General features: G+C 61.6%; 24 protein-coding genes. 5 read left to right on the top strand and 19 right to left on the bottom strand.

Annotation, left to right across the window (positions count from 1 at the left end):
* Positions 1–66: 66 nt before the first annotated feature.
* The 13 genes from K0F86_RS27265 to K0F86_RS00060 form a co-directional block, all read right to left on the bottom strand.
* Positions 67–192 (bottom strand): hypothetical protein, encoded by a 126-nt coding sequence (locus tag K0F86_RS27265; protein ID WP_257571913.1) that lies wholly within the window; start codon positions 190–192, stop codon positions 67–69.
* Positions 192–1,406, bottom strand: coding sequence for an MFS transporter (locus tag K0F86_RS00115; protein WP_219132409.1), 1,215 nt, complete (start codon positions 1,404–1,406; stop codon positions 192–194). The genes K0F86_RS27265 and K0F86_RS00115 overlap by 1 nt, the downstream gene beginning before the upstream one ends.
* A gap of 23 nt (positions 1,407–1,429) precedes the next feature.
* Positions 1,430–2,419 carry a Gfo/Idh/MocA family protein gene (locus K0F86_RS00110; protein ID WP_219132408.1) on the bottom strand — a complete coding sequence of 330 codons (990 nt, stop codon included), beginning with the start codon at positions 2,417–2,419 and terminating at the stop codon, positions 1,430–1,432.
* Position 2,420: 1 nt separating this feature from the next.
* Positions 2,421–3,239 carry a DUF3025 domain-containing protein gene (locus tag K0F86_RS00105; protein WP_219132407.1) on the bottom strand — a complete coding sequence of 273 codons (819 nt, stop codon included), beginning with the start codon at positions 3,237–3,239 and terminating at the stop codon, positions 2,421–2,423.
* Between the two features lie 7 nt (positions 3,240–3,246).
* Complete coding sequence (gene pyrC, locus K0F86_RS00100) at positions 3,247–4,311, bottom strand: dihydroorotase (RefSeq protein ID WP_141171005.1); 1,065 nt, start codon at positions 4,309–4,311, stop codon at positions 3,247–3,249.
* Positions 4,312–4,400: 89 nt separating this feature from the next.
* Entirely contained in the window at positions 4,401–4,736 is a 336-nt protein-coding gene (locus K0F86_RS00095) for a helix-turn-helix domain-containing protein (protein WP_219132406.1), read from the bottom strand.
* Positions 4,714–5,103 (bottom strand): type II toxin-antitoxin system RelE/ParE family toxin, encoded by a 390-nt coding sequence (locus tag K0F86_RS00090; RefSeq protein ID WP_219132405.1) that lies wholly within the window; start codon positions 5,101–5,103, stop codon positions 4,714–4,716. The genes K0F86_RS00095 and K0F86_RS00090 overlap by 23 nt, the downstream gene beginning before the upstream one ends.
* A 163-nt stretch (positions 5,104–5,266) precedes the next feature.
* Positions 5,267–6,715: an amidohydrolase family protein gene (locus K0F86_RS00085; protein WP_257571912.1), complete on the bottom strand. Its 1,449-nt coding sequence runs from the start codon at positions 6,713–6,715 to the stop codon at positions 5,267–5,269.
* A 36-nt stretch (positions 6,716–6,751) separates the two neighbouring features.
* Positions 6,752–7,477 carry an amino acid ABC transporter ATP-binding protein gene (locus K0F86_RS00080; protein WP_101483087.1) on the bottom strand — a complete coding sequence of 242 codons (726 nt, stop codon included), beginning with the start codon at positions 7,475–7,477 and terminating at the stop codon, positions 6,752–6,754.
* Between the two features lie 19 nt (positions 7,478–7,496).
* Positions 7,497–8,189, bottom strand: coding sequence for an amino acid ABC transporter permease (locus K0F86_RS00075; RefSeq protein WP_219132403.1), 693 nt, complete (start codon positions 8,187–8,189; stop codon positions 7,497–7,499).
* A 1-nt stretch (position 8,190) separates the two neighbouring features.
* Positions 8,191–8,940 carry an amino acid ABC transporter permease gene (locus K0F86_RS00070; protein ID WP_219132402.1) on the bottom strand — a complete coding sequence of 250 codons (750 nt, stop codon included), beginning with the start codon at positions 8,938–8,940 and terminating at the stop codon, positions 8,191–8,193.
* A 96-nt stretch (positions 8,941–9,036) separates the two neighbouring features.
* Positions 9,037–9,993 carry an amino acid ABC transporter substrate-binding protein gene (locus K0F86_RS00065; RefSeq protein ID WP_219132401.1) on the bottom strand — a complete coding sequence of 319 codons (957 nt, stop codon included), beginning with the start codon at positions 9,991–9,993 and terminating at the stop codon, positions 9,037–9,039.
* Between the two features lie 196 nt (positions 9,994–10,189).
* Positions 10,190–12,043, bottom strand: a complete 1,854-nt coding sequence (locus K0F86_RS00060; RefSeq protein ID WP_219132400.1) for an ABC transporter ATP-binding protein/permease — start codon at positions 12,041–12,043, stop codon at positions 10,190–10,192.
* Between the two features lie 136 nt (positions 12,044–12,179).
* On the opposite strand from K0F86_RS00060, the gene K0F86_RS00055 reads away from it, so the two are divergent.
* A complete protein-coding gene (locus K0F86_RS00055) occupies positions 12,180–12,545 on the top strand; it encodes an acyl-CoA thioesterase (RefSeq protein ID WP_257571963.1) in 366 nt (121 codons plus the stop codon).
* Positions 12,546–12,566: 21 nt separating this feature from the next.
* On the top strand, positions 12,567–14,159 hold the full coding sequence (locus tag K0F86_RS00050; protein WP_219132398.1) for an alkaline phosphatase: 1,593 nt from the start codon (positions 12,567–12,569) through the stop codon (positions 14,157–14,159).
* Here the strand turns inward: K0F86_RS00050 and K0F86_RS00045 are convergent.
* Complete coding sequence (locus tag K0F86_RS00045) at positions 14,156–15,022, bottom strand: LytTR family DNA-binding domain-containing protein (protein ID WP_219132397.1); 867 nt, start codon at positions 15,020–15,022, stop codon at positions 14,156–14,158. The two genes, K0F86_RS00050 and K0F86_RS00045, sit on opposite strands and share 4 nt — an antisense overlap.
* Positions 15,023–15,184: 162 nt before the next feature.
* Here K0F86_RS00045 and K0F86_RS00040 point away from each other — a divergent pair, with 162 nt between their 5' ends.
* On the top strand, positions 15,185–16,351 hold the full coding sequence (locus tag K0F86_RS00040) for an acyltransferase (protein ID WP_257571911.1): 1,167 nt from the start codon (positions 15,185–15,187) through the stop codon (positions 16,349–16,351).
* Here K0F86_RS00040 and K0F86_RS00035 read toward each other — a convergent pair.
* The 4 genes from K0F86_RS00035 to K0F86_RS00020 form a co-directional block, all read right to left on the bottom strand.
* Positions 16,348–18,030, bottom strand: coding sequence for a long-chain-fatty-acid--CoA ligase (locus K0F86_RS00035; protein WP_219132395.1), 1,683 nt, complete (start codon positions 18,028–18,030; stop codon positions 16,348–16,350). The genes K0F86_RS00040 and K0F86_RS00035 overlap by 4 nt on opposite strands.
* A 54-nt stretch (positions 18,031–18,084) precedes the next feature.
* On the bottom strand, positions 18,085–19,767 hold the full coding sequence (locus K0F86_RS00030) for a long-chain fatty acid--CoA ligase (RefSeq protein WP_219132394.1): 1,683 nt from the start codon (positions 19,765–19,767) through the stop codon (positions 18,085–18,087).
* 276 nt (positions 19,768–20,043) lie between these two features.
* On the bottom strand, positions 20,044–21,093 hold the full coding sequence (locus tag K0F86_RS00025) for an aminopeptidase (protein WP_257571910.1): 1,050 nt from the start codon (positions 21,091–21,093) through the stop codon (positions 20,044–20,046).
* Between the two features lies 1 nt (position 21,094).
* Entirely contained in the window at positions 21,095–23,170 is a 2,076-nt protein-coding gene (locus K0F86_RS00020; protein ID WP_219132393.1) for a molybdopterin-dependent oxidoreductase, read from the bottom strand.
* A gap of 206 nt (positions 23,171–23,376) precedes the next feature.
* Here K0F86_RS00020 and K0F86_RS00015 point away from each other — a divergent pair, with 206 nt between their 5' ends.
* Positions 23,377–24,570, top strand: coding sequence for a M20 aminoacylase family protein (locus tag K0F86_RS00015; RefSeq protein WP_219132392.1), 1,194 nt, complete (start codon positions 23,377–23,379; stop codon positions 24,568–24,570).
* 1 nt (position 24,571) lies between these two features.
* On the opposite strand, the gene K0F86_RS00010 is transcribed toward K0F86_RS00015, so the two are convergent.
* Positions 24,572–25,468: an NAD(P)-dependent oxidoreductase gene (locus K0F86_RS00010; RefSeq protein WP_374197250.1), complete on the bottom strand. Its 897-nt coding sequence runs from the start codon at positions 25,466–25,468 to the stop codon at positions 24,572–24,574.
* A gap of 95 nt (positions 25,469–25,563) precedes the next feature.
* Here K0F86_RS00010 and K0F86_RS00005 point away from each other — a divergent pair, with 95 nt between their 5' ends.
* Positions 25,564–26,136, top strand: coding sequence for an acyloxyacyl hydrolase (locus K0F86_RS00005; RefSeq protein WP_257571909.1), 573 nt, complete (start codon positions 25,564–25,566; stop codon positions 26,134–26,136).
* Positions 26,137–26,269: the final 133 nt, after the last annotated feature.

The raw sequence follows: 26,269 nt of genomic DNA, 5'->3' as shown, positions 1-26,269 counted from the left end.
ACTTCTGGCGTAATCCGACTTCTGGCGTAATCCGACTTTTCGCAAACCACCTTGTGCCCGCGCAGCCTACATGCACATCCAGAAGCGGTTCGCCAGGTCGAGCATGAAGTCGGGGCGCAGATAGGCCAGGAAGACGATGGCTAGCAGCGCGGCGCCAGCCAGACGCCACAGCCATGTGCGCCAGTTGCCCATTACGCGGCCACCGCCGTGCGCTTGACGGCGCGCTCGTCGATGGGCAGGTTGATCAGCGCGGCCAGCAAGCCCAGGCCGATGGTGATCATCCACACGATGTGGTAACTGCCCTGGTGCTCGTACAGATAGCCGCCCAGCCACGCGCCCAGGAAACTGCCCACCTGGTGCGAGAAGAACACCATCCCGGCCAGCATCGACAGGTGCTTGACGCCGAAAATACCGGCGATGATGCCGTTCGTCAGCGGCACGGTCGACAGCCACAGCACGCCCATGCCGGCGGCAAACAGATACACGGACCACGCCGACAATGGCGCCAGCAGGAACACGGTGATGACCACGGCGCGCGTCACGTAGATGGCCGACAGCAGGTAGCGCTTGGCGATCTTGCCACCGAGTTTGCCCGCGTAGTAAGAGCCGACGATGTTGAACAGGCCGATCAGGGCCAGCGCCGTGACGGCGATGTTCGGATTCATCAGGCCCTGGTCCTTCAGGTAGGCCGGCAAATGCACGCCGATGAAGACCAGCTGGAAACCGCAGACAAAATACCCTGCCAGCAGCAGCCAGAACGAGCGGCTGGCGATAGCTTCGCTGAAGGCGGCGCCAACGCTTTGCTGCGGCCCACTGGCGTGCGAGACGGGTGGCTCGCGCAGATAAAAGGCCATCGGGATCATGGCCAGCAGCACCAGCGCGGCCAGCACATAAAAGGCGTTTTGCCAGCCCACGGCGGAAATCAGCTGCTGCTCCACCGGCATCATCAGGAACTGGCCGAACGAGCCGGCCGCCGACGAGATGCCGAAGGCCCACGAGCGCTGCTCGGGCGGCGCGCTGCGGCCGATGATGCCGCTGATGGCGCCGAAGGCCGTGCAGGCCAGCGCCAGGCCGATGAAGATACCGGAACCGGCGATGAACAGCACGGGTTGCGTCACGAGCGCCATCCACACCAGGCCCGCCATGTAGCTGATGGCGCCGACGATGACGACGCGCATGGTGCCGAAACGGTCGGCCGCCATGCCGGCGAACGGACCGAAGACACCCCACATCAGGTTTTGCATGGCCAGCGCCAGCGAATACGTTTCGCGCGTCCAGCCATTCGCTTGCGAGATCGGCTGCATCCAGAAGCCCAGCCCATGGCGCACGCCCATCGCCAGGGTCAGGACGACGCCGCTGGCGATGAGGACGGTTTTCAGGCTGGGGCGGGATGAGGGCAATGTCATGGCGAATTCCTGTTTAGGCCTGTTCACGCCTGGTCGGCGGGGTACACGAGACCGATCTGGCCACGCATGGTGTCAAGGTTGTGCATCAGCGCCACGCTGTCCGCGTGCGGCATGACGGGACTTTCCAGCAGGCCGGCGCGGATGCAGCGCATCGCTTCGATGGCCTCGTGCGCGTAGCCATTGCCCAGGTGCGGCACGGCGACGACGCGGCGCGCGCCATCCATCGCTTCGACGATCAGGTGATCGGGCTTGTAAAAACGGTTGGGCAGGCGGATGCGTCCCAGGCTGCCGGAAATGGTCATTTCCGTGGGCGTCTGCGCGCGCAGGCTGCAGGCACAGGACGAGGTGCCGCCGCCCGCGTGCAGCAAGGAAAATACTACCTGCTCATCGACGCCGGTGACGCCCATCTCGGCCAACGCCTGCACGGCCGATACCGGACCGAGGAAAAACGCCGCCATCGACAGCGGATAGATGCCCACATCGAGCAGCGCGCCGCCGCCGAGTTCGGGATTGAACATGCGGTGTTCGGGCGGGAAATTGGCGACAAAGCCGATATCGGCCTGCACTTGCCGCAGCACGCCGATTTCGCCGCTGGCGATGATGCGCCGCGCTTCCTGCACGGCGGGCAGGAAGCGGCTCCACATGGCTTCCATCAAAAACAGCTTTTTTTCGCGTGCCATATCGACCATGGCCTGCGCTTCGCGCGCGTTCATGGTGAACGGCTTTTCGCACACGACGTGCTTGCCGGCGGCCAGGCACAGCAAGGCGTTTTCCGCATGCAGCGTGTGCGGCGTGGCGATGTAGATCACGTCCACGCCAGGATCGTCAGCCAGCGCCTGGTAGGAGCCGTGGCAGCCTTCGATGCCGAATTCGGCGCCAAAGGCCTGCGCGCCGGCGGCGCTGCGCGAAGCGACCGCCACCAGTTGCGCACCGGGCGCGTCGCGCAAGCCATGGGCCATCGCGCGGGCGATCTTGCCGGTACCGAGGATGCCCCAGCGGACGGTGTTTTCCATGCTATTGATCTCTTTCTGCGCCAGCTGCCTTGCGCTTGGGGCGGAACACCGCCGCGTCATTGTAAAAATCGTCGTCCTGGCCCTCGCACCAGCCGGGTAAACCCAGCACGGGTAGCGGCGTGAAATCGGCTGTCGTCAAGCCATCGCTGGCCAGGTCTTGCGCCACCCGCTCGTCGAGCCAGGCGCGGCGTGCCGCATCATCGAGTGCGAAGTAGGCGTCGCCGGCAAAAATCACGCGCGTGTGCGCCGTGATGGCCTTGCGCGGCGCCACCAGTTTTTCCATCAGCGCGTGGCCGAACAGCCAGACTTCGGCGTCGCCGCCCGCGCCAAATTTCTCGCGTTGCGCAATGAACGCGCTGCGCCAGTCGTGCCCGCGCAGCGCCGTTTCCAGCGCGCGTCCGGCATCGCTGTCGCGCAGCACCAGCAAGGCGGAATTTTCATCGAAAATCGTCGCGCCGTCGCGTGCCGGACCGCGCGATTTGCCGACGCCGGACAGGGCGATCTGCGCCGCCTGCAGCGCGTTCAATTGCCGCTTGATGCGGGGGAAAGTCAGCCACACGAGCGCGTTGAAAAAATCGTGCAGATTGTCGCGCGTGGGCACGCCGCCCGTCGCGCCGATGAACTCCTCGTAGGCCACGCCTTCGGGCAAGTCCGCTTGCGGCACGAAGGCCAGCGGCAAGCCGGTGGGATTGCGCAAGTCCAGCGCCCGCGCCCGGCCGTTCAGCGCGACGATTACCGTGTCGTGCTGCAGGTCCAGTTGCCGTCGCGCCGGCAGCACCGTGGCAAACCAGGGGCGGGTCCAGTCTATCGATGGCAGCATGGAGCGCTTAGACCATTTTCCAGTTGATCTGCTCGCCCGCGTTGAGCGGAATCACATGGCTGTCGCCCAGCGGCAGCGAGGCTGGCAAAATCCAGCTTTCGCGCTTCAGGGTGATGCTGTCCGTGTTGCGCGGCACGCCGTAGAAGGCCGGGCCGTGGAAGCTGGCGAACGCTTCCAGTTTATCCAGCGCGCCGGCCCGTTCGAACGCTTCGGCATACATTTCCATCGCGTGCAGGGCCGTGTAGCAACCGGCGCAGCCGCAAGCCATCTCCTTGGCGCCTTGCGCGTGCGGCGCCGAGTCGGTGCCGAGGAAGAAACGCTCGTCGCCGCTGGCGGCGGCCGTCATCAGCGCCAGGCGGTGCTCTTCGCGCTTGAGGATGGGCAGGCAGTAGTAATGCGGGCGGATGCCACCCTTGAAAATCTCGTTACGGTTGTACAGCAGATGATGCGCCGTGATGGTGGCGGCGATCGGGCCTTCCGCTTCGGCCACATACTGCGCAGCATCCTTGGTGGTGATGTGTTCGAACACGACGGACAGAGCCGGGAAGGCGCTGCGCAGCGGACGCATCACGCGCTCGATGAAGACGGCTTCGCGGTCGAAGATGTCGATTTCCGGGTCCGTCACTTCGCCGTGCACGAGGAAGGGCATGCCCACTTCCTGCATCACTTCGAGCACCTTGTAGCAATTCTTCAAATCCGTCACGCCCAGGTCGGAATTCGTCGTGGCGCCAGCCGGATACAGCTTCACAGCCTGCACGATGCCGCTGTCCTGCGCGCGGCGGATTTCGTCGGGCGAAGTGTTGTTCGTCAGGTACAGCACCATCAGCGGATCGAAGTTCACGCCTTCGGGCACGGCGGCCAGGATGCGCTCGCGGTAGGCGCTGGCGTCCGCCGTGGTGGTGACGGGCGGCTTCAGGTTCGGCATGACGATGGCGCGGCCGAACTGGCGCGCGCTGTGCGGCAGCACGCTGGCCATGACGGCGCCATCGCGCAGGTGCAAATGCCAGTCGTCAGGACGGGTGATGGTGATGGAGGATGGAACGGCGGCGGGGGTGTGATCGAGTGTGGACATGGCGGCTGCTCTCAGGCGGTCATTGCGGATAACGCCATTTTACCAGCCGCGCGGCAGCAGCACAGGCCGGGGGACGCGAGTGAGGAAGCTCAGGCGACAGCCAGTTTCAGGTGACCGATGGCGTTGGCGGCCGGCTTGACGCTGATCTCGATGTCGTAACCGAGGCGGTTCAGACAATCCATCAGTTTGCGTTCGGACAGGCCGGAAAAATCGCCACGCAACATGCCCGACACCTTGGGTTGCGCGATCCCCATGCGCTGCGCTGCTTCTTCCTGCGTCAATTCCAGCTTGCGCATGGCATTGCGGATTTCCCCCACCAGGCCGGACTTGATTTGCAGCTTGTCGGCGCCGGGCAGGCCCAGGTCGGCAAAGACGTTACCGCTGGACAGTTCAAACTCGGTCTCATCGACGATATGTTTTTTCATGGCGTAACTCCTCGATCCATTGTTGTGCATTCTGCAGGCGGGCGCGCACCAGATCCATTTCCTGCTTCGGCGTCGCGATACCGCTCTTGCTCTTCTTTTGGAAGCAGTGCAGCACGAACACCGCCTCCTCGAACTTCACCGTGTAGACGGCGCGATAGGTGCCACCCACACCATCGTCGATGATTTCCAGCACGCCAGCACAGCCAAAACCGTGCAATACCTTGGCGCTGTCATGGCGCTCACCTCGCTGCGCCAGGTCCAGCGCATGGCCGAAGAATGAACGGATGTCCACAGGCAAGGCCATCAACTCTTTCTTGGTGGAAGCAACCCACACCAGCGGCTTGTGAGGCTTTGGAGTGATCTTCATGAATTATACCTTTATTAGTATAAATAGGAAGGATTTGACTGGTAAAGAATCAGCGTACGGCGGATTGACTGGAGATCATTTGCGGCAAACCAAGCGCGAGCGGCTGACAGACAACAAAACGGCCGGTGTCAACCGGCCGCTCGTGGCATCAGAACGAAGAGCATCAGGACTTGGCCGGCGCCATCTCCTGCTTCGCCACCCAGGCGCGAATATCGGCCAGCATCCGGTCCAGCGCGGCGCGGTCGTACACGTGGCCACGGCTGACCACCAGGCGGATCCGGCGCGTGGCTTTGATGTCCTGCAGCGGGTTCGCGTCGAGCACCAGCAAATCGGCCGCCTTGCCGGCCGCCACGCTGCCGTAGCGGTCCAGCTTGCCCAGGAAGCGGGGACCGTTGATGACCGCCGACTGCAAGGCTTGCTGCGGCGTCAGGCCGTACTGCACGTACAGGCCGATTTCATCGTGCAGGGCCTGGCCCGGATAGTCGAAGGAATTCAAAAATCCCGCATCGGTGCCGGCGATGATGCTCACGCCCTGCTGCTGCAAAATCGGCAGCAGCTTTGCCGATTGCTCGAACTGCGCGTGGCGCTGGGCGATCGCTTCCGGGCCATCCTTGGCGGCGCGCTGCACGCGCCAGTCGTAGGTGGCGCGCAAGCCCTTGCCGATGTATTGCAGAGCGGGATCGTGCGTGTGGTCTTCGCGGTCCAGGTAAGCCGTCACGCGCGAACCCCACAGGGTCGGCACGATGGACGTGCCGCGCGCGGCCAGGTAGCTGAAGGCCTTGCGCGCCGTCGGCTCGTCGTAGCTTTGCACGCTGGCGTGCATGGCTTCCTTGCCCGTCATCGCGCCGGCGGCCACCTTGTCCGTCAGCTCCTGCTCGCGCGGCGTGGTGGCGCGCAGCAGGTACGATTGATGTTCGATCGTGCCCAGGCCCGCATCGGCCATCTGCTCCAGCGTCAGCTGCACGGGGATATGGCCCGAAGTGCGCATGCCCCGTTCGCGCGCCTGGCGCAGCGCTTCCAGGTACAGCTCCGGTTTCAGGGTGTTTTCCGTGATCTTCACGAAGTCGACCTGCTGCGCCTGCAGGCCGTCCAGCGCGCGCGTGACCTCCTGCGGCGTGCCCACTTCGATGGTGCCCTTCCACAGCGGCTTGAGGCCTTCGAGCTTGGCGCCAGAGGTAAAGATCGTCGGGCCTTGCAGCTGGCCCGCGTTGATCTGCCGGCGCCATGCCAGCACCGTGTCGGGCAAGTCGCCCGAGCAGTCGCGCACCGTGGTGATGCCATGCGCCAGGTACAAAGGCAGCAGCTGCTTGTTCTCGTCGATCAGCTCGGGGCCGCCGCCGAAATGCACGTGCGTGTCCCACAGGCCCGGCATCAGGTATTTGCCGGGCAGGCGGATGGTCCGCTTCGGCGCATAGCGGCGCAGCTGCGCGTCATCGACGACGGCGACGATGCTGTCGCCCTTGAGCAGCACCGTTTTTCCGGCGACCGCCTTGCCGGCGGCAACGTCGATCACGGTGGCGTCGCGCAGGGCGATGTCGACGGCGATCCTGTCGGCCGCGTGGGCATGCGCGAGCAGGCCAAGCGCCAGCATGGCGCCGGCGATGTGTTTCATGTCAGGCATCCGTACTCAACTTCAAAAAATGAAAAATTAATGGATGATCTTGGCGAGGAAATCGCGCGCGCGGTCCGAGCGCGTGGTGTTGAAGAAGTCATCCTTGCTGCAATCCTCGATGATCTTGCCCTGGTCCATGAAGACGATGCGGTTGGCCACGCGCTTGGCAAAACCCATTTCATGGGTGACGACCATCATCGTCATGCCTTCCTGCGCCAGGCCCACCATCACGTCGAGCACCTCGTTGATCATTTCCGGATCGAGCGCCGACGTGGGCTCGTCGAACAGCATGGCGATCGGGTCCATCGACAGCGCACGGGCGATCGCCACGCGCTGCTGCTGGCCGCCCGACAGCTGGCCCGGAAACTTGTCCTGCTGCGACAGCAGGCCCACGCGGTCCAGGTATTTCAAGCCCTTGGCATTGGCTTCGTCGGCGCTGCGACCGAGCACCTTGATCTGGCCGATGGTCAGGTTTTCGCGGATGGACAGATGCGGGAACAGTTCGAAATTCTGGAACACCATGCCGATGCGCGCGCGCAGTTTCGACAAATTCGTTTTCGGATCGTTGACGCTGATGCCGTCGACGATGATCTGCCCCTGCTGTATCGGTTCGAGGCCGTTGACGGTCTTGATCAGGGTCGACTTGCCGGAGCCGGACGGGCCGCAAATGACCATCACGTCGCCCTTGGCGACCTCGGTGGTGCAATCGGTCAGTACCTGGAACTGGCCATACCATTTGCTGACGTTATTGAGTTCAATCATCTTGTTCTTTCTTTTACGGTTAGCGAATGATGGCGACGCGTTTCTGCAGGCGTTTTACCAGGAACGACAAGGCATAGCACAGCACGAAATACACGACGGCGACAAACACATACATTTCCACCAGGCGGCCGTCGCGCTGCGCGATTTTCGAGGCGGCACCGACGAAATCGGGGATCGACAACACGTACACGAGCGACACGTCCTGGAACAGCACGATGGTCTGCGTCAGCAGCACGGGGATCATGTTGCGGAAGGCCTGCGGCAGCACGATGCTGCCCATGGTCTGCGCGTAGTTCATGCCCAGCGCCTGGCCGGCCCATACCTGGCCGCGGGGAATCGACTGTATGCCACTGCGCATGATCTCGCAATAGTAGGCCGCCTCGAACATGATGAAGGTGATCAGCGCGGAAGAAAATGCGCCCACTTTCACGGGTTCGTTCGCACCGATGACCCAGGCGGCGATGTACGGTACCAGGAAGTAGAACCAGAAAATCACCAGCACCAGCGGGATCGAGCGTATCAGGTTGACGTAGCTCGATGCCACGCCCGAGATGAGGCGGTTGCTGGACAGGCGCATCAGCGCCAGCAGTGTGCCCAGCACGATGCCGCCCACCATGGCCAGCGCCGTCAGTTTCAGGGTGAAGACCATGCCGGTCTGGAACAGGTAAACCCACGAACGGGAGATGACATCGAAATCGAAGTTACCTAACATGTCAGTGTCCTCCCGTCTTGGCGCCGGCGACGATGAAGCCCGGGATGGCGACCTTTTTCTCGATCAGGTGCATCAGCACCACCACCAGCAGGTTGACGACGACGTAGATGATGGTGGCAGCCGAAAACGCCTCGAACACCTGGAAGGAAAACTCCTGGATGGCGCGCGCGCTGGCCGTCAGTTCGATCAGGCCGATCGTCAATGCCACGGAACTGTTCTTGATGATGTTCAAAAATTCGCTGGTCAGCGGCGGCATGATGACGCGCGCGGCCATCGGCAGCAAGATGAAACGGTAGGTTTGCGGCAGGGTCAGGCCCAGCGCCGTGCCGGCCAGTTTCTGCCCGCGCGGCAGCGCCTCGATACCCGTCGTCACCTGCACGGCCACGCGCGAGGAGGTGAAAAAGCCCAGGCACAGCACGGCCGTGACGAACGGTGCGTTCGGCAGCGACTTGACCCAGGCGCCCAGATCCGGTGGCAGCAACTCCGGCATGACGAAATACCACAGGAACATCTGCACCAGCAGCGGCACATTGCGGAACAATTCCACATACGCATTGGCCAGGCCCACCAGCCATTTGTTCGGCAGGGTACGGACGGTGCCGATCACCAGGCCCAGGATCAAGGCCATGATCCAGGCCGCACCGGCCGTGGCCAGGGTCCACACCAGGCCGGACCACAGGGTATCCATATACGTGCCCACGCCATCAGGGGACATCTCCCAGAAGATGCGCCAATTCCAGTTGTAATTCATGATCATCCTTCCATGCAGCTCAAGGAAAGCGGCCAGCCGCCTACCCCGCAAATGAAACCGGGAGGCTTGCGCCCCCCGATTTGTTACGCACTCTTGTTACTTCTTCCGTTTGTCCGATGTCTTCTGCGCTTCGGGCACGGCCGCATACGCGGCCGGGTCGCCCGAATCGGTCGGATTCGCAAACACGGCCTTCAATTGCGGCGGCATGGGGAATTTCAGGTTGATGTTTTTCGGAGGAATTGGCGAGGTAAACCATTTCGCATAAATGCGGTTGATGTCGTCGCTCTTGTACAGGCGGATCAGCGCATCGTCGACCACTTTCTTGAAGGCCGGGTCGCCCTTGCGCAGCATGATGCCGTACGGCTCGACCGACAGCGCTTCCTTGGTGATTTCGTAGTCGTTCGGGTTTTTCGAGTTGGCCACTTGCGACGCCAGCAGGATGTCGTCGTTGGCTTCGGCCACCGCGCGGCCCGTTTCCAGCATCAGGAACGACTCAGGATGATCCTTGCCGACGGCAATCGTCATGCCCAGGTTCTTTTCCTTGTTCAAAATCGTCATCTGCTTGATGGTCGACGTGCCGGCCGTGGCCACCAGGGTCTTGCCGCGCAAGTCTTCCAGCGTCTTGATGTTCGAGGTTTTTTTCGACAGCACGCGGTTGCCGATGACGAACATGGTGGGGGCGAACGCCACCTGCTGCTGGCGCTCCAGATTGTTCGTGGTCGAGCCGCATTCGAGGTCGATGGTGCCGTTGGCCATCAGCGGGATGCGGTTGGCCGACGTGACGGGGCTCATCACCACTTTCAGTTCGGTCAGGCCCAGGTGCTTTTGCAGCGCCGTGACGACTTTCATGCACAGGTCGATCGAATAACCCTGGTATTGCTGTTTGTCATCAAGATAGGAGAAGGGCACGGAGCCGTCGCGCACGCCGAGGGTGACGGAACCGGCTTTCTTGATCTTGGCCAAGGTGCCGGTCAATTCCTGAGCCTGGACTGGCGACATGCTGCTGATGACGCCGACGCTGAGCAGCGTGGCGATGATTTTGGTCAATTTCATAAATTCTCCTGGACGGACAAACCGGATACAAAGCCGGACGAAACAACTGTGGTGCAAACGCCACCAATAGAATTAATTTTATTTCATTTTCAGCGCCGAACCAGCCGTTTTCTGCGATTGCCGTCAAATAGGCGCTATACGCGCGCCGGAATCAGCGCGGCTGTAGCATTTTTCCTACTGATTGTCCCCCGCCGATTTATTTTGCCGGCGCCAGCCCCGCCAGCGCATCGTCCTCTTGCGCCTCATCGTCCCGATTCGCCTGCTGGCGTTGCCACATCTGCGCATACAAGCCGTCAAGCGCCAGCAATTGCGGATGCGTGCCCCGCTCGACGATGCGGCCATGGTCAAGCACCAGGATTTGCTGGGCGTCGGCCACCGTCGACAGGCGGTGCGCAATCACCAGGGTGGTGCGGTTTTTGGCGATTTCCTTCAGTTGCGACTGGATCGCCTGCTCGGCCTTGGAGTCGAGCGCCGATGTCGCTTCATCGAAAATCAGGATGGCCGGGTCCTTCAGCAAGGTGCGGGCAATCGCCACGCGCTGCTTTTCGCCGCCCGACAGTTTCAAGCCCCGCTCGCCCACCATGGAATTGTAGCCATCTGGCAAGCTTTCAATAAAATCATGGATCGATGCCGCTTTCGCGGCCGCCACGATGGCGTCCTTGCTGGCGCCCGGCTTGCCGTAGGCGATGTTGTATTCGATGGTGTCATTGAACAGCACCGTGTCCTGCGGCACGATGCCGATGGCCGCGCGCAGGGAATCCTGCGTGATGGTGCGCAAATCCTGGCCATCGATGGTGATGCCGCCGCCATCGACTTCGTAGAAGCGGAACAGCAAACGCGACAGGGTCGACTTGCCCGAGCCGCTGTGGCCCACCACGGCCGTCGTGGTGCCGGCCGGAATCTGGAAATCCACGTCGAACAGGATTTGCCGCTTGGCTTCATAGCTGAAATTCACATGCGCAAAGCGCACGGCCGCGCCCCGCGTGACGAGCGGCTTGGCGTCCGGCGTGTCGGCGATTTCGCGGTTTTCGTTCAGCAGGGAAAACAGGCGCTCCATGTCGGCCAGGCTTTGCTTGATTTCGCGGTAAATGACGCCCAGGAAATTGAGCGGAATATACAGCTGGATCATGAAGGCGTTCACCAGCACCAGGTCGCCCAGGGTCATGCTGCCGTTGATCACGCCCACCGTGGCGCGCCACAGGATCAGGGTGACGGCCGTGGCGATGATCAGCGACTGGCCCGTATTGAGCAGGGACAGGGAAGTCTGCGATTTGACGGCCGCCGATTCATAGCGCTGCAAGCCTTCGTCGTAGCGCTTCGCCTCGTAATCCTCGTTGCCGAAATATTTCACGGTTTCATAGTTGATCAGCGAATCGATGGCCTTGGTATTCGCCTTTGAGTCGAGGTCATTCATGGTGCGGCGGAAATGCGTGCGCCAGTTCGTCACCAAGACGGTAAACGCGATGTAGGACACCAGCGCCACCGTCGTGATCACGGTGAACCAGATGTCGTAATGCAAAACCAGATAGCCGAGCACGAGGGTGATTTCCACCAAGGTCGGCAGGATATTGAACAAGGTATAGGAAATGAGCGAGCCGACACTGCGCGTGCCCCGTTCGATATCGCGCGTCATGCCGCCCGTCTGGCGGTTCAAATGAAAACGCAGCGACAAGGCATGCAGGTGGCGGAACACTTGCAGCGCGATGGTGCGCACGGCCCGCTGCGTGACGCGCGCGAACAGGAATTCGCGCAGCTCGGTAAACAGGGTGGTCGACAGGCGCAGCAAGCCGTAGGCCACCAGCAAGCCCACCGGCAGCACCAGCAGCGCTTGCGGATGCGCCGCCGTGATCGTCATGGCGTCGACGAGTTTTTTCAGGATCAGGGGCACGCCCACATTGGCCAGCTTGGCACCCACCAGGCATAGCAGCGCCAGCAATACTCTCCATTTGTAGACCCATAGATACGGCAGCAAGGTCTTGATGGTGGCGAAATCGCTGTGGCTGGCGGAGGCTGGCGAGCGGGGCGGAGGGGGAGTCTGGGAACGGCGCATGGCGAAGGTCGGCTTTTTATGGTTCAATCGGGGCAATTGTAGCCTTTCATGAGAATAAAAGATGAGCACCTCCCCCGACCGTCCTGATAACTGCCTCGCCTCCGGCCTGCCCGCCGGAAAAATGCCGGAATTGCGCATGATGCCCGCGCCGTCCGACGCCAATGTGTACGGCGACGTGTTCGGCGGCTGGATCATGGCGCAAGTCGATATCGCCGGTTCCCTGCCGGCCACGCGGCGCGCCAACGGCCGTGTCGCCACCATCGCCGTCAATTCCTTCATCTTCAAAAATCCCGTCTTCGTCGGCGATCTGCTGTCCTTCTACGCCGAAATCGTCAAGGTGGGCAATACCTCGATCACCGTCAATGTCGAGGTGTATGCCGAGCGCAACCGCCTGCAGGCGTGCATCGTGAAAGTCACGGAAGCGACCCTGATCTACGTGGCGACGGACTCCGACCGCAAGCCGCGCAAGGTACCGCCGATCGAGACCTTATTGTCGTCCTGACTGTCGCAATAATTCCACACCATGGATAGCCAGCGCCGCATCTTTCTGCAGAGCGCTGCGCGCATCACGGCGCTGGCCGCCGCCGGCAGTGTGCTGTCCGGTTCCAGCGCCAGCGCCGCCACGCGCCTGAACGGCACCGGCTATCCGTTTGCGCTCGGCGTCGCTTCCGGCTCGCCCTTGCCGGACGCCGTCGTGCTGTGGACGCGCATTTGTTACGACCCGCTGCAGGCAGCCGCCACGCCCGCCATCGCCCTGAACGTGCGCTGGGAAGTGGCCGCCGATGAAGGTTTTCGCCGCATCGTCGCCAAGGGCCAGGCCACGGCCACGCCCGCCCTCGCGCACAGCGTGCATGTGGACGTGGCGGGCCTGGCACCCGGACGCTGGTACTGGTACCGTTTTATCTTTGGCGACGCCGTCAGCCCCGTGGGCCGCACGCGCACGGCGCCCGAGCCCGGCTCCATGCCTGCCTCGCTGAAACTGGCAGTCGCCTCGTGCCAGCACTGGGAATTCGGCGCGTATGCCGCGCACCGGCACATCGCGGCGGCGGCGCCGGACCTGGTGGCCTTTCTCGGCGATTACATTTATGAATGGGGGCCATACCAGCTGCAACACCCGAGCCGGGCCATGCGCACGCACGAAAGTTTTACCCTGGACAACTACCGCGCCCGCTATGCGCAATACAAGAGCGACCGGGACTTGCAGGGCGCGCACCTGGCCGCGCCATGGATCGTCACCTGGGATGACCATGAAGTGGCCAACGATTACGGCAACGACCGCGACGAATTGCTCACGCCCACCTTTTTGCAGCGCCGCGCGGCCGCCTACCAGGCGTTTTATGAACACATGCCGCTGCGCCTGCTGCCGCTGGGGCGACGCGGCTTTGTCGACATGCGCATCTACCAGCGCTACGACTGGGGCCGCCTGGCGCGCTTTCACGTACTGGACGACCGGCAATACCGCGCCTACCACGCGTGCGCCAAACCGGGCCGCGGCGGCTCCAATTCCGTCACCACGCGCCACTGTCCCGACTTGCGCAAACCCGGCCGCACCATGCTGGGCGAAGAACAGCAGCGCTGGCTGCAAACCGGTCTCGATGATTCTCCCGCGCGCTGGAACATTTTGGCCCAGCAAACCCTGATGGCGCAAGCTAGCCAGGTGCCCATCGTGCGGCCCGGCGACGAGCGCATCTGGACCGATGGCTGGGACGGTTATCCGATGGCGCGCCAGCACCTGCTCGACGCGCTGCGCAGCAGCCAGGCCAGCAACCCGCTGGTGCTGTCGGGCGACGTGCATACCTTTTATGCGACGGAACTGAGCCGCAACGCCATGCGCCCCACCGGCAAGGATAATCCCGTGCTGGCGACCGAGTTTTGCGGTACCTCCATCACGTCCAGCTCGCGCCCGCAGGCGCGCACCGAGCAGTATGTGGCGATGAACCCGCACATCCGCTACGGACGCAGCGACAAGCGCGGCTATATGTTGATGGAAATTACGCCAGAGAAGACGACGACCCTGTTCCAGGGCCTGGAGAATGCGCGCGACAGCACTTCTACCATCACGACACTGGCCCGCTTTACCGTCCAGGACGGCAAGGCGGGCTTGCAGCCCACTTAGCAGGTACTTTTCAAGGCATCGCGGTAGCGCCGGCTGACGGGTACTTCCCCGCCCGTGGATAGCACGGCACGCGCATCGCCCGATTCCAACGGCACGATGCTCTGTACGAAATCAAGGTTGACGATATAGCTGCGGTGCACCCGCACGTAGCGCTTGCCGTCGAGGCGGCGCTCGATGGCGGCCATGGTCGAGCGCAGCGGATAATCGTGTCCGCGCACATGCAGGTTCACATAATTTCCCCAGGCCTGTATCCACTCGATATCGGCAGCCGGCAACAGAAAATCCTTGCCCAGCTTGCGTACCAGGAAGCGTTCCGGCTGCTGCACCGGCTCCACGGCTGGGCCTTCATCGGGTTCGCCCAGCAGTGTCGCCTCGCCTTGCCAGCGCATCAGCAACAACTGGTAAAAGCCCACGGCCAGCAGGACGAGGAAGTAAGCACGCACATCTTTCAGGTATTCATACGGCAACTCGCGCCACCAGTCGCCAAAATCATAGTGACTGCCCTGGCTCCAATAGGCAATTTTGCGCAAGGCCACCATGGCCGCCACATGCACCAGGCTGTAGACGACCGATGCAGCCAGGTGCCAGCGCAGGTTCTGGCGCTGGAACACCAGGTGTAGCGGCCGGTACTGTCCCGCCAGCACGACCACAGGCACCAGCGCCAGCAGCACCAGATTGCTGCTCCACTCCCACACGGCCACTTCCCAGTATGGCGTAGCGAGCCCGGCGCGCCGCAGGTCAAGCCAGGCCAGCCAGCTGTTGACGCTGGCCTGCAGCAGAGTCAGCACGATCCAGAATCCCGGCTCGGCCACGCGGCGCCAGCGTTGATAACGTTGCAACAGGTCGGTGGAAGAGACGCGCATGACTTCAGCAGGTAAATTAGTTGCACGATTGTAACGTCCCACACCCGTCCCAGGCGATCCATTCGTCCCAGCCAGCAGTCCGCTGGTCACTTCGCGCTGGCTGCCAGCCCCGCCGCTGCCTATGCTGGGCCTTCCTTCACCACTTGCCCACCGATCATGACCATGGACTCCCGCCGTCACGATATCGACGCCTTGCGCTTTCTCGTCTTCAGCCTGCTGATTGTCTACCACACTGCCCTGCTGTACATGGATGGATGGAACTTTCACATGCACAGCAGTTACGCCACCGATGCCTTGAACATGCCGCTGGTCTTCATTAACCGCTGGCGCATGGAAATCGTCTTTCTCATTTCCGGCGTGTCGTGCGCCATGATGACGCAGACCTCGCGCGGCGCCTTCCTCTGGCGCAGAATCAAGCGCTTGCTGCTGCCGCTGCTGTTCGGCATGGCCATCATCATTCCCATCCAGCCGTATTGCGAAGGGGTCAGCAACGGCCTGGTCGAACCAGGCTATGGACAGTTCCTGCTGCATTACTTTGGCGGCCATGCCTGGCCGGCCGGCGCATTTGCAGGCTGGCAATATGGTTTTACGTGGAATCACTTGTGGTATCTGGTGTACTTGCTGCTGTACATCATCGTGCTGGTGGCGCTGCAGCCGCTGCTGGCGGCGCTGCGCCCCCTGTTCCAGCACTTGCGCGGCTGGCGCTTGCTGGTCTTGCCTGCGCTGCCCACCCTTGCCGCCACGGTGTTCCTGAAAATGCGCTATCCGGAAACCCATGCGGTGGTGCACGACTGGTATGCGCACAGCATCTATTTCACCATGTTCGTGTATGGCTGGTGGCTGGGTAATGACAAGGGATTGTGGGCAGAACTGTCGCGCCTGCGCTGGCAGACGCTATGGCTGGGTCTGGGCGCGTTTGCCGTGTACATGGTATTTGACCAGATGTATTCGGAAAACCTGCTGACCTGGGCCTCGGCCGGCTCCTGGCCCATGCGCAACCTGTACATGTGGCTGGCCATCTGCGCCATCCTGGGCTGGTCGCACACCTTGCTGAATAAACCGTTTGCCTGGCTGCCATGGGCGCGCCAGGCCGTCTTTCCTTGGTACATATTGCACCAGAGCGCGATCGTGCTGCTGGCCTACTGGCTGGTGCCGTTAAAGCTGGGGCCCCTCCTGGAGCCGCTGCTGATACTGGCCGGCACAGTGGCGACTTGCTGGCTGGGGACCTCGCTGCTGATCAGCAAGGTGAACTGGCTGCGTCCCTGCTTCGGCTTGCCCGCCCGCCCAGGGCGGAACCTGGCGGCGGACACAGCCATGGCGGCGAACTAAGCCACCTTCTTCTCGTCGCGCAATTGACGGCGCAAGATCTTGCCGACGTTGGTTTTCGGCAATTCATCGCGGAACTCGATGTATTTCGGTTTCTTGTAGGCCGTCAATTCATGCTTGCAATGCTCGCGGATCTGTTCCACCGTCAGGTTCGGATCCTTGCGCACGACAAACACTTTCACGGCTTCGCCCGCGTTGGCGTCCGGCACGCCGATGCACGCGCATTCGAGCACGCCCGGGCACGATGACACAACGTCTTCCACTTCATTCGGATACACGTTGAAGCCGGAGACGATAATCATGTCTTTCTTGCGGTCCACGATTTTTACATAGCCGCGCTCGTCCATGACGCCCACGTCGCCCGTCTTGAAGTAGCCATCGGCCGTCATCGACTTGGCCGTTTCGTCCGGACGCTGCCAGTAGCCGGCCATCACTTGCGGGCCGCGCACGGCGATTTCGCCCGGCTCGCCCAGCGGCACTTCCACGCCGTCGTCGTTCAGGATCGCCACTTCCGTCGATGGGAAAGGCAAGCCGATGGTGCCCGTGAATTCCGTGATATCGACACGGTTGCCCGTCACCACGGGCGATGTTTCCGACATGCCATAGCCTTCGATCAGCGGGCAGCCCGTCAGTTTCAGCCAGCGTTCGGCCACGTTGCGCTGCAGGGCCATGCCGCCGCCATTGCACACCTTGTAGCTGGAGAAATCGAGCTTGGCGAAGTCGGCATTGTTCAGCAGCGCGTTATATAAAGTGTTGACGGCCGGGAAAACGACGATCTTGTGCTTGGACAATTCCTTGACGAAACCGGGAATATCGCGCGGATTCGGAATCAGCACGCACATGCCGCCCAGGCGCATGCCCATCAGGGCGCTGACCGTCAGCGAATAGATGTGATACAGGGGCAAGGCGCACATGAAGCCCATCGAGGTGGCGCGCATTTCAGGCGTCATCACGGGCGACATCCACGCCTCGTTCTGCAGCACGTTGGCGATCACGTTACGGTGCAACAGCATCGCGCCTTTTGAGACGCCCGTCGTGCCTCCCGTGTATTGCAGGAAGACGATATCGTCATGCCCCTGCTGCACGGGCTGCAAGGTCAGGCGCGCACCTTCGGCCAGCATCTTGTTGAAACTGATGGCGCCCGGCAAGGAAAATGCGGGCACCATTTTCTTGATCTTGCGCACGACGAAGTTGACGATCGTGCCTTTTAAACCGCCCAGCAAATCGCCCATGGTGGCAACGATCACGTGCTTGACCTGGGTATGCGGCAACACCTGCTCCACCGTGGTGGCGAAGTTTTCCAGCACGATGATCGCTTCGCTGCCCGAGTCGATCAGCTGGTGCTGCAATTCACGCGGCGTGTACAGCGGGTTGACGTTCACCACCGTGTAGCCGGCGCGCAAAATCGCCGCCATGGCCACCGGATACTGCAGCACGTTCGGCAGCATGATCGCCACGCGCGCGCCCGTCTTCAGGCCCTTGCTTTGCAGCCAGGCGCCCATCTGCTGCGACAGCTGATCGAGCTCGCGGTAGGTGAGGAATTTATCCATGCACACGAAAGCATTGCGGTCCGCATATTTCTGGAACGACTCTTCCAACAAATGCGTCACGGAACGGTATTGCGTGCAATCAATCTCTGCGGGAACGCCGTCCGGGTACGACTTCAACCAAATCTTGTCCATCTCGCCTCATCTTTATCTGTAAAAGGGATGCGCCTCCTGGCGCATCCACATTGTTTATGCTGCTATCTTTTTTTCGTCACGCAGGGCGCGACGCAAAATCTTGCCGACGTTGGTCTTCGGCAGTTCATCGCGGAACTCGATGTATTTCGGCCGCTTGTAGCCCGTGAATTGTTCCTTGCAATACGCGGCCAGCACTGCCTGGGTCAGGTTCGGGTCCTTGCGCACGACAAACACTTTCACGGCTTCACCCGAATGCTCATCGGGCACGCCCACGCAGGCGCACTCGAGCACGCCAGGATGGGCGGCGATAACGGCTTCGACTTCGTTCGGATACACGTTGAAGCCGGAGACGAGAATCATGTCTTTCTTGCGGTCGACGATCTTCACGTAGCCGCGTTCATCCATGATGCCCACGTCGCCCGATTTGAAATAGCCATCCGGCGTCATGACCTTGGCTGTTTCATCGGGACGGTTCCAGTAGCCGCTCATCACTTGCGGACCACGGATGGCGATCTCGCCCGTCTGGCCCAGCGGCACTTCCTTGCCGTCATCGTCGAGAATCGCAATCTCGGTCGACGGAATCGGCAAGCCGATGGTGCCGGAAAACACCGTGCTGTCGGCGCGGTTGCAGGTGGCGACGGGCGACGTTTCCGACAAGCCATAGCCTTCGATGATGGACACGCCCGTCGCTTGCAGCCATTTGTCATTGACGGCTTGCTGCACCGCCATGCCGCCGCCATTGGCGATCTTCAAGCCCGAGAAATCGAGCCTGGCGAAATCGGGGTGGTTCACCAGCGCGTTATACAGCGTATTGACCGCCGGCAGCAGATTGAACTTGTACTTGCCCAGTTCCTTGATCAGGCCCGGGATATCGCGCGGATTGGGGATCAGGATATTCAGGGCGCCCACGCGCGTGCCCCACATGGCGCACGCCGTCAGGGCAAAGATGTGGTACAGCGGCAAGGCGCAGACGATGATCAGCTGCTCGCGGCTGTTCGGATCGAGCGCCGCGCCCGACCACGCTTCGCTCTGCAGCACATTGGCGATCACATTGCGGTGGCTCAAGGTCGCACCTTTTGACACGCCCGTCGTGCCACCCGTGTATTGCAGGAAAGCAGCGTCGTGGATGCTCAGCTCGACGGGCGTGAGTTTCATGCGGCTGCCCAACGCCAGCGCCTGCTTGAAACGCATGGCGTTCGGCAAGGAATACGCGGGCACCATCTTCTTGACGTTGCGCACGACAAAATTGACGAGCATGCCCTTCAAACCACCGAGCATCTCGCCCATGCTGGCGACGACGATGTGCTTGATGGCCGTCTTGCTCAACACTTGTTCGAGTGTATGGGCGAAGTTTTCCAGCACGATAATCGCTTCGCTGCCCGAATCGTTGAGCTGGTGCTCGAGTTCGCGCGGCGTGTACAGCGGGTTGACGTTGACCACCGTGTAACCGGCGCGCAGCACGGCGGCAATGGCCACCGGATACTGCAGCACGTTCGGCATCATCAGGGCGACTCTGGCCCCCTTTTTCAAGCCACGGCTTTGCAGCCAGCCACCCAGCTGGCGCGAATAGGTGTCGAGTTCGGCATAGGTGAGAAATTTGTCCATGCAGACATAGGCATTACGGTCCGCATATTTTTGAAACGCTTCTTCCAGCAAATGCACCAGCGAACGATATTGATCAGGATCGATGTCGGCGGGAACGCCGGGAGGATACGACTTCAGCCAAATTTTTTCCATCCTGTGCCTCTTGTCTCGAATAATCGTGGGGGAGCCGGCGCAGCCTGCCGGCGCGGATCATCGCTGCGGATTCTGTCGTCCTGCAGTCAGTTTGAGCATTCTGACGAGCAATTGCTCTATGCTACTAATGCGATGCTATCGGGCGCCGCGCTTCCATGCAAGCGCTTTCAACAGTATTCGAGCAGCAACTCTAGGGCCTTTTTATGCTGCACTGCAGCATGATAAATACACTGTTACCGAATCGCTTGCCTCGCCGTACGGGACAATCTTTACGGGTCAGGGGCTGGACAATTGTTCCAGCGCATGCCTGCGCTCAGGCTTCTTGATCTGGGCCATTGTGTGCACTGCAGCATAAAAAGCACGAAAGTTCTTTTTTTCTTCCAGCAATTTTTTGAAGGCAGGCAAAAATTCATTGTAGGTCGACACGGAAGCGAGGTGCGCATTGCTCAATGGCTGCTCGAACCAGCGGTCGTAACCGGCAAAACCACCCCAGTTTTGCTTGAGCACCTGATACGCGTCTTGCAATGCCGCAAACACCTGCGCCTTGCGCGCGCGCTTCTCCGCCTCGCTGGCGTCGCTTGCATACACGGCCTCCAGCTTGCCCCGGTATGTCAGCAGCAAGGCCAGGAAATCCTGGCGCCGCCCCGCGTACTGGGCGTACGACGCGCGCATGGCGTCATTGCCCTCGCGCGCCAGCCAGCGCTGCACGCCCGCCTCTTCCACGGCACCGGCAAACGATTCGTTGAAGGCCGAATCGCCGGGCACGTAGACCACCTGGTGCGCCAGTTCATGGAAGATCAGGCGCGCCAGTTCCGCATCGTTGTAATTGATAAAGGTCGACAGCAAGGGATCGTCGAACCAGCCCAGGGTGGAATACGCGGGCACGCCGCCCACCTGCACGTCGTAATGCTGCGCGCGCAACTCGTCGGCATACGCGAGCGCTTCTTCCTTGCTGTAATAGCCACGATAGCTGACACAGCCGGCGATGGGAAAACACCATTGCAGCGGCTGCAGCGACAGTTCCGGCGTGGCCACCACGTTCCACAGCACGAACGGGCGCCGCAGGGCCGCGTAGTTCTTGTAGCTGCCATTGTCGGGCAAGTCCAGCTCGCTGACGGCAAAGCGGCGGATCTGCTGCGCCCTGGCCAGGCGTACTTTCAGGCGCGGTTCGGTGGCCGGGTCATCGAGCCAGTCGCCGATGGGCCGCGCGCCGGACCACAAGGCATATTGCCCCTGCGCCGCCTGCGTGTAGTAGCGCAGCTGCGTGCAGCCGCCCAGCGACAGGCACAGCATGCCGACAAGCAAGCGGGCTGGCCAGCGCAGCATGTCAGGCAACCTTTTCCACTTCGACCAGCGTATCGTAGAAGGTCGGCGCGCGGCCCATGTCCGTCAGGCGCTGGCTCGTCACTTCATTGGCGTTCTTGCCATCGCTGGCGAGTTTCTTCCACCACACGGACAAGCCCACCACCAGGCCTTTTCTCGCCTTGTCCGTCACCCTGGCCTTGGCCACAAAGCTGCCACGGTCATTGAAGATGCGCACCATGTCGCCGCCCGCGATGCCGCGCGCGGCGCCATCATCGGGATGGATATCGAGGTGCGGCTCGCCCTCTGCCGCGCGCAGGCTTTTCACGTTCACAAAGGTGGAATTGAGGAAATTGCGCGCCGGCGGCGAAATCATGGCCAGCGGGTAGCGCGCCGCCAGCGCGGGATTGCTGGCCAGCGATTCGTGCGGTGCGATATACGTCGGCAAGGGATCGAGTCCCGCCTGCGCCATGGCTTCCGAATACAACTCGCACTTGCCCGATGGCGTGGGGAAACCGCCCGCGGCAAATGGTGCCTCGGGCATGGCCAGCTTTTGCCAGCCCGTGCGTTTCAGCGATTCCCAGTCGAAATGCACGGCGCGCGCATCCGTCGCATCGAAGGCCTTGGCCGCCAGCGCATCGTCGCTTTCCTGGAAGCACGGATCATCAAAGCCCATGTATCGGGCCAGCAGGCGGAAGATTTCCGTATTCGCCTTCGCTTCGCCCAGCGGCGCCACGGCCGCATTGTTCGCCATCATGTACAAATGGCCATAGGTGGCATGCGCATCGACGTGTTCCAGCTGCGTGGTGGCGGGCAGCACGATGTCGGCGTAGTCGACGGTATCCGTCTGGAAGTGTTCGAGCACGACCGTAAACAAGTCTTCGCGGGCAAAGCCCTGCGCCACTTTCGAGGAATCGGGCGCCACCGCCAGCGGGTTCGAGTTGTAGACGATGACGGCTTCCACTTGCGGGCCGAACTCGGGCGAGCTGGTTTTCAGCAAATCGTCGCCGATGGTGCTCATGTTGATGGTGCGCGGCGTGCCTTTGAGCAAATCAGGGCGCTGCAGGGCCTTGCGGTTGACGGGAAAGGAACCCGAGCTCGACAGCTGCATGCCGCCCGCTGGATGGCGCCAGGCGCCCGTCAGGGCCGGCAGGCAGGCGATATTGCGCACCGCCATGCCGCCACCATGCACGCGCTGCACGCCGTAGTTGGTACGGATGGCGGCGCCCTCGCCAGAACGGCACGCCCGGCCGTACAGGCGCGCCAAGTCCACCACTTCCGTGGCCGTGATGCCGCACACCTCGGCCACACGCTCGGGTGGCCACTCCAGGGCCCGCTGTTTGAGTTCCGCATAGCCCACGGTGTAGCGGTCGATATAGTCCTGGTCAACCAGGTTTTCCGTGATCAAGACATGCATCAAGCCCAGCGCCAGGGCCGCATCGGTGCCGGGCAGCAAGGCGATATGCTGGTGGCATTTTTCGGCCGTCAGCGAGCGATATGGGTCGATGGCGATCAGGGTGGCGCCATTGCGCTTGGCTTCCTGGGCGCGCATCCAGAAGTGCAGGTTCGAGGCGATCGGGTTGCCACCCCAGATGATGATCAATTTCGCATTCTGGAACTGTTCCAGGTCCGTGCCGATGCTGGCACCCACCGTGTAGCGGTAGCCCGTGGCGCCGGCCGAGGCGCAGATGGTGCGGTCCAGCAGGGAGGCACCGAGCTGGTTGAAAAAGCGCGACGACATCGACTCGCCCTGCACCAGGCCCATGGTGCCGCAGTAGCTGTACGGCAAGATCGCCTGCGGATCGCGCGCGGCGATCGGTTTCAAGCGGGCCGCGATGGTCTGCAATGCTTCTTCCCAGCTGATGCGCTCGAACTTGCCCTCCCCCTTCTTGCCCACGCGGCGCAGCGGATGCAGCAGCCGGTCCGCATGGTAGGTGCGTTCCGTGAAGCGCGACACCTTGGTGCACAGCACGCCAGCCGTGGTCGGGTGATCAGGATCGCCCTTGACGGCTGTTGCCATGCCATCGGTCACGGTGACCAGGAGGGCGCAGGTATCGGGGCAGTCGAGCGGGCAGGCGGCGCGCACTTGGGTGGTGGTCATGGTGCAATCCAAAAACGTTGGGGGAAGGCGATACTGTAAACCATTCCGCCCGCTTGCTGTTGGCGCCATGGCAAGCTGGTCCGTGCGCTGGATTTACCCTGCAAACAAGGGCTACAATGCACTATTAGCCGCGCCTGTTTTTGATCAAACAGCCACGGTCCGGCGCGCCATACATTGCAGCGTGCCAGCATCCACAGGAGAGTTCCATGAAACTAGTTGATCCCATCTTGGCGTTTCAATCCGAGCTGCAAGGTATCCGCCGCGACCTGCATGCGCACCCCGAGCTATGCTACGAAGAACAGCGCACCTCGGACGTGGTCGCCGCCAAACTGACGCAATGGGGCATTCCCGTGGTACGCGGCCTGGGCCGCACTGGCGTGGTCGGCATCATTCAGCATGGCACCTCGACACGCGCCATCGGCTTGCGCGCCGACATGGATGCCTTGCCGATGCAGGAAATGAATACCTTCGAGCATGCTTCGCGCCACCCGGGCAAGATGCACGCCTGCGGCCACGACGGCCACACGGCCATGTTGCTCGGTGCCGCCCATTACCTGGCGCAACACCGCCATTTCGACGGCACCGTCTACCTGATCTTCCAGCCGGCCGAAGAGGGCGGCGCCGGCGCGCGCGAAATGATAGCAGACGGCTTGTTTAGCAAGTTTCCCATGGATGCCATTTACGGCATGCACAACTGGCCCGGCGCCGAAACAGGCACCCTGAGCGTGGTGGAAGGGCCGATGATGGCGTCGAGCAATGAATTCCACGTCACCGTCAAGGGCAAGGGCGCGCACGCGGCCCAGCCCCACAAAGGCATCGATCCCGTGATGGTGGCCGTGCAAATCGCGCAAAGCTGGCAAACCGTCATCACGCGCAACAAGAGTCCGCTCGACACGGCCGTGCTGTCGATTACGCAAATCCATGCGGGCAGCGCCACCAACGTGATTCCCGACGATGCCAGCCTGGTCGGCACCGTGCGCACCTTCACCACGCCCGTGCTGGACCTGATCGAAGAACGCATGCGCGACATCGCCGTGCACACGGCCGCCGCCTTTGGCGCCGAAGTCGAGTTCCACTTCAAGCGCAACTATCCGCCGCTGGTCAACCACGCGAAAGAAACGGCGTTTGCCATCGAGGTGATGAAAAGCGTGGTGGGGGCCGACAAGGTCAACGCGAATGTCGAACCGACCATGGGCGCGGAAGATTTTGCCTTTTTCCTGCAAGAAAAAGCCGGCTGCTACATCTTCATCGGTAATGGCGATGGCGAGCACCGCGATGGCGGCCACGGCCTGGGCCCGTGCGTCTTGCACAATGGCAGCTACGACTTCAACGACCATCTGCTGCCGATCGGCGCCAGTTTTTGGGTCAAGCTGGCCGAAGCGAGCCTGCCCGTCACCTGAATCAGCTCAACTTGTCCGGAGCAGCGCCCAGGCGCTGGCCCGGATTCAACGCTTCCAGGGCCAGCAATGCTGCCGCATGGTCGGCCGTCGGGTACGTTTCGGCAATGGTTTCATAGCGCTGCGTCACCAGTTGCGTCACAGGCAAGGTAACGTGGGCAGCCTCGGCCGCCGCGAGGATATTGTGCATATCCTTGATCTGGCTCTTCACCTGGCCACCGGCAACAAAATTGCGCTCCAGCATGCGCTGGCCATGTACCTCCAAAATCTTGCTCTCAGCAAAACCGCCGCGGATGGCCGCGCGCACGGCAGCCGCATCCGCGCCAGCCGCTTGGGCCAGCAACAGCGCTTCGGCCACGATGGTCAAGGTGGCGCCGACGATCAGCTGATTGCACAGCTTGGCGACCTGGCCGCTGCCAGCCGGGCCTACCAGGGTCGGGCGACCCATTGCCGATAAAATCGCTTCAACCTGAGCATAATCGCCCACGCTGGCGCCGGCCATGATGGCCAAGGTACCCGCCTGCGCCCCGCCGACGCCGCCCGACACGGGCGCATCGATGAAGGCATGGCCTGCCGCGTGCAAAATGGCATGAAATTGCAGGGCTTCCGATTGCTTGGTGGAGCTCATGTCGATCCACAGCGCCCCTGCGGACAAGGCCGGCAGCGCCTCTTGCAGCACCTGTGCCACGATGGGACCGGCTTCCAGCATCGAGATGACGACGTCCGCGCCATTGACCGCCTCAGCTATGGAAACGGCCGGCTGCGCCCCTGCCGCACGCAGAACTTGGGCCTTGCTGTGCGTGCGATTCCAAATTGTGACAGAATATCCAGCGCGCAGCAGGCACCGGACCATCGGATCCCCCATCAGACCGATACCGAGAAATGCGATTTTTGTAGACAATATCAATTCAACCTCTGAAATCAAACAGGTGGCGGGAGTAGTGTGCAAAACTAGGTGCCTGCGCAAACAAGACAAGCCTATCGGCCAATTTTACGATGAAAGCCCCTATGTTCTTCAAGAAGAATCTCCTCAAATCCATCACCGCCGTTGCCGCCTTGGCCGCGATGCAATCGGTACTCGCTGCGGACGGCAAACTGATTGATTCCGCCTACGCCGAATACGCAAATGGCACCAGCACGCAAATGATACGTGTGGGTGCCACTTCGGACTGGGATAAAGCCTGGTTCAAATCCAACGGCACGCAATTGAGCGGTTACTGGGATGCCAGCTTTGGCGCATGGCGTGGCGATCGCTACCGCAATGTTCCCGGCGCAACACAAAGTCTGGTTGATGTCGGTTTCACGCCGGTGTTCCGCTTTGAAAATATCAGCAAGAAAGGTTTGTATGCCGAAGGCGGCATTGGCGTGCACATGCTGTCGAAGCTGTATGACAATGACGACTACCGCCTGTCGACCCACTTCCAGTTCGGCGACCACGTCGGCATCGGCTATGTCTTCGACAATAACTGGGAAGTCGCTGCCAAGATCCAGCATTTCTCGAATGGTGGCTACAAAAAGCCGAATACAGGCGTCAACTTCCTGAACCTGAAAGTGGCGTACCATTTCTGATGGAGTGGCGCAGATGAAAAGGCAGCGCGTAGCGCTGCTTTTTTTACGCCTGTTTGCTTGGCAAGAGAAACCGCCAGACGAAAAAAAACCCCACCATCGCTGGCGGGGTTTTTCTCTTACTGCGTATAACAAG

It is taken from the genome of Janthinobacterium sp. UMAB-60, assembly GCF_900095235.1.
Taxonomy (GTDB): domain Bacteria; phylum Pseudomonadota; class Gammaproteobacteria; order Burkholderiales; family Burkholderiaceae_D; genus Janthinobacterium.
Note: the sequence above shows the minus strand (reverse complement) of the source record. Positions and strands in the feature narration are given on the sequence as shown.

Coding starts and splice junctions, on each gene's coding strand:
- K0F86_RS27265 (WP_257571913.1), bottom strand. CDS start 192: ATGGGCAACTGGCGCACATGGCTGTGGCGTCTGGCTGGCGCCGCGCTG.
- K0F86_RS00115 (WP_219132409.1), bottom strand. CDS start 1,406: ATGACATTGCCCTCATCCCGCCCCAGCCTGAAAACCGTCCTCATCGCC.
- K0F86_RS00110 (WP_219132408.1), bottom strand. CDS start 2,419: ATGGAAAACACCGTCCGCTGGGGCATCCTCGGTACCGGCAAGATCGCC.
- K0F86_RS00105 (WP_219132407.1), bottom strand. CDS start 3,239: ATGCTGCCATCGATAGACTGGACCCGCCCCTGGTTTGCCACGGTGCTG.
- pyrC (WP_141171005.1), bottom strand. CDS start 4,311: ATGTCCACACTCGATCACACCCCCGCCGCCGTTCCATCCTCCATCACC.
- K0F86_RS00095 (WP_219132406.1), bottom strand. CDS start 4,736: ATGAAAAAACATATCGTCGATGAGACCGAGTTTGAACTGTCCAGCGGT.
- K0F86_RS00090 (WP_219132405.1), bottom strand. CDS start 5,103: ATGAAGATCACTCCAAAGCCTCACAAGCCGCTGGTGTGGGTTGCTTCC.
- K0F86_RS00085 (WP_257571912.1), bottom strand. CDS start 6,715: ATGAAACACATCGCCGGCGCCATGCTGGCGCTTGGCCTGCTCGCGCAT.
- K0F86_RS00080 (WP_101483087.1), bottom strand. CDS start 7,477: ATGATTGAACTCAATAACGTCAGCAAATGGTATGGCCAGTTCCAGGTA.
- K0F86_RS00075 (WP_219132403.1), bottom strand. CDS start 8,189: ATGTTAGGTAACTTCGATTTCGATGTCATCTCCCGTTCGTGGGTTTAC.
- K0F86_RS00070 (WP_219132402.1), bottom strand. CDS start 8,940: ATGAATTACAACTGGAATTGGCGCATCTTCTGGGAGATGTCCCCTGAT.
- K0F86_RS00065 (WP_219132401.1), bottom strand. CDS start 9,993: ATGAAATTGACCAAAATCATCGCCACGCTGCTCAGCGTCGGCGTCATC.
- K0F86_RS00060 (WP_219132400.1), bottom strand. CDS start 12,043: ATGCGCCGTTCCCAGACTCCCCCTCCGCCCCGCTCGCCAGCCTCCGCC.
- K0F86_RS00055 (WP_257571963.1), top strand. CDS start 12,180: ATGATGCCCGCGCCGTCCGACGCCAATGTGTACGGCGACGTGTTCGGC.
- K0F86_RS00050 (WP_219132398.1), top strand. CDS start 12,567: ATGGATAGCCAGCGCCGCATCTTTCTGCAGAGCGCTGCGCGCATCACG.
- K0F86_RS00045 (WP_219132397.1), bottom strand. CDS start 15,022: ATGCGCGTCTCTTCCACCGACCTGTTGCAACGTTATCAACGCTGGCGC.
- K0F86_RS00040 (WP_257571911.1), top strand. CDS start 15,185: ATGGACTCCCGCCGTCACGATATCGACGCCTTGCGCTTTCTCGTCTTC.
- K0F86_RS00035 (WP_219132395.1), bottom strand. CDS start 18,030: ATGGACAAGATTTGGTTGAAGTCGTACCCGGACGGCGTTCCCGCAGAG.
- K0F86_RS00030 (WP_219132394.1), bottom strand. CDS start 19,767: ATGGAAAAAATTTGGCTGAAGTCGTATCCTCCCGGCGTTCCCGCCGAC.
- K0F86_RS00025 (WP_257571910.1), bottom strand. CDS start 21,093: ATGCTGCGCTGGCCAGCCCGCTTGCTTGTCGGCATGCTGTGCCTGTCG.
- K0F86_RS00020 (WP_219132393.1), bottom strand. CDS start 23,170: ATGACCACCACCCAAGTGCGCGCCGCCTGCCCGCTCGACTGCCCCGAT.
- K0F86_RS00015 (WP_219132392.1), top strand. CDS start 23,377: ATGAAACTAGTTGATCCCATCTTGGCGTTTCAATCCGAGCTGCAAGGT.
- K0F86_RS00005 (WP_257571909.1), top strand. CDS start 25,564: ATGAAAGCCCCTATGTTCTTCAAGAAGAATCTCCTCAAATCCATCACC.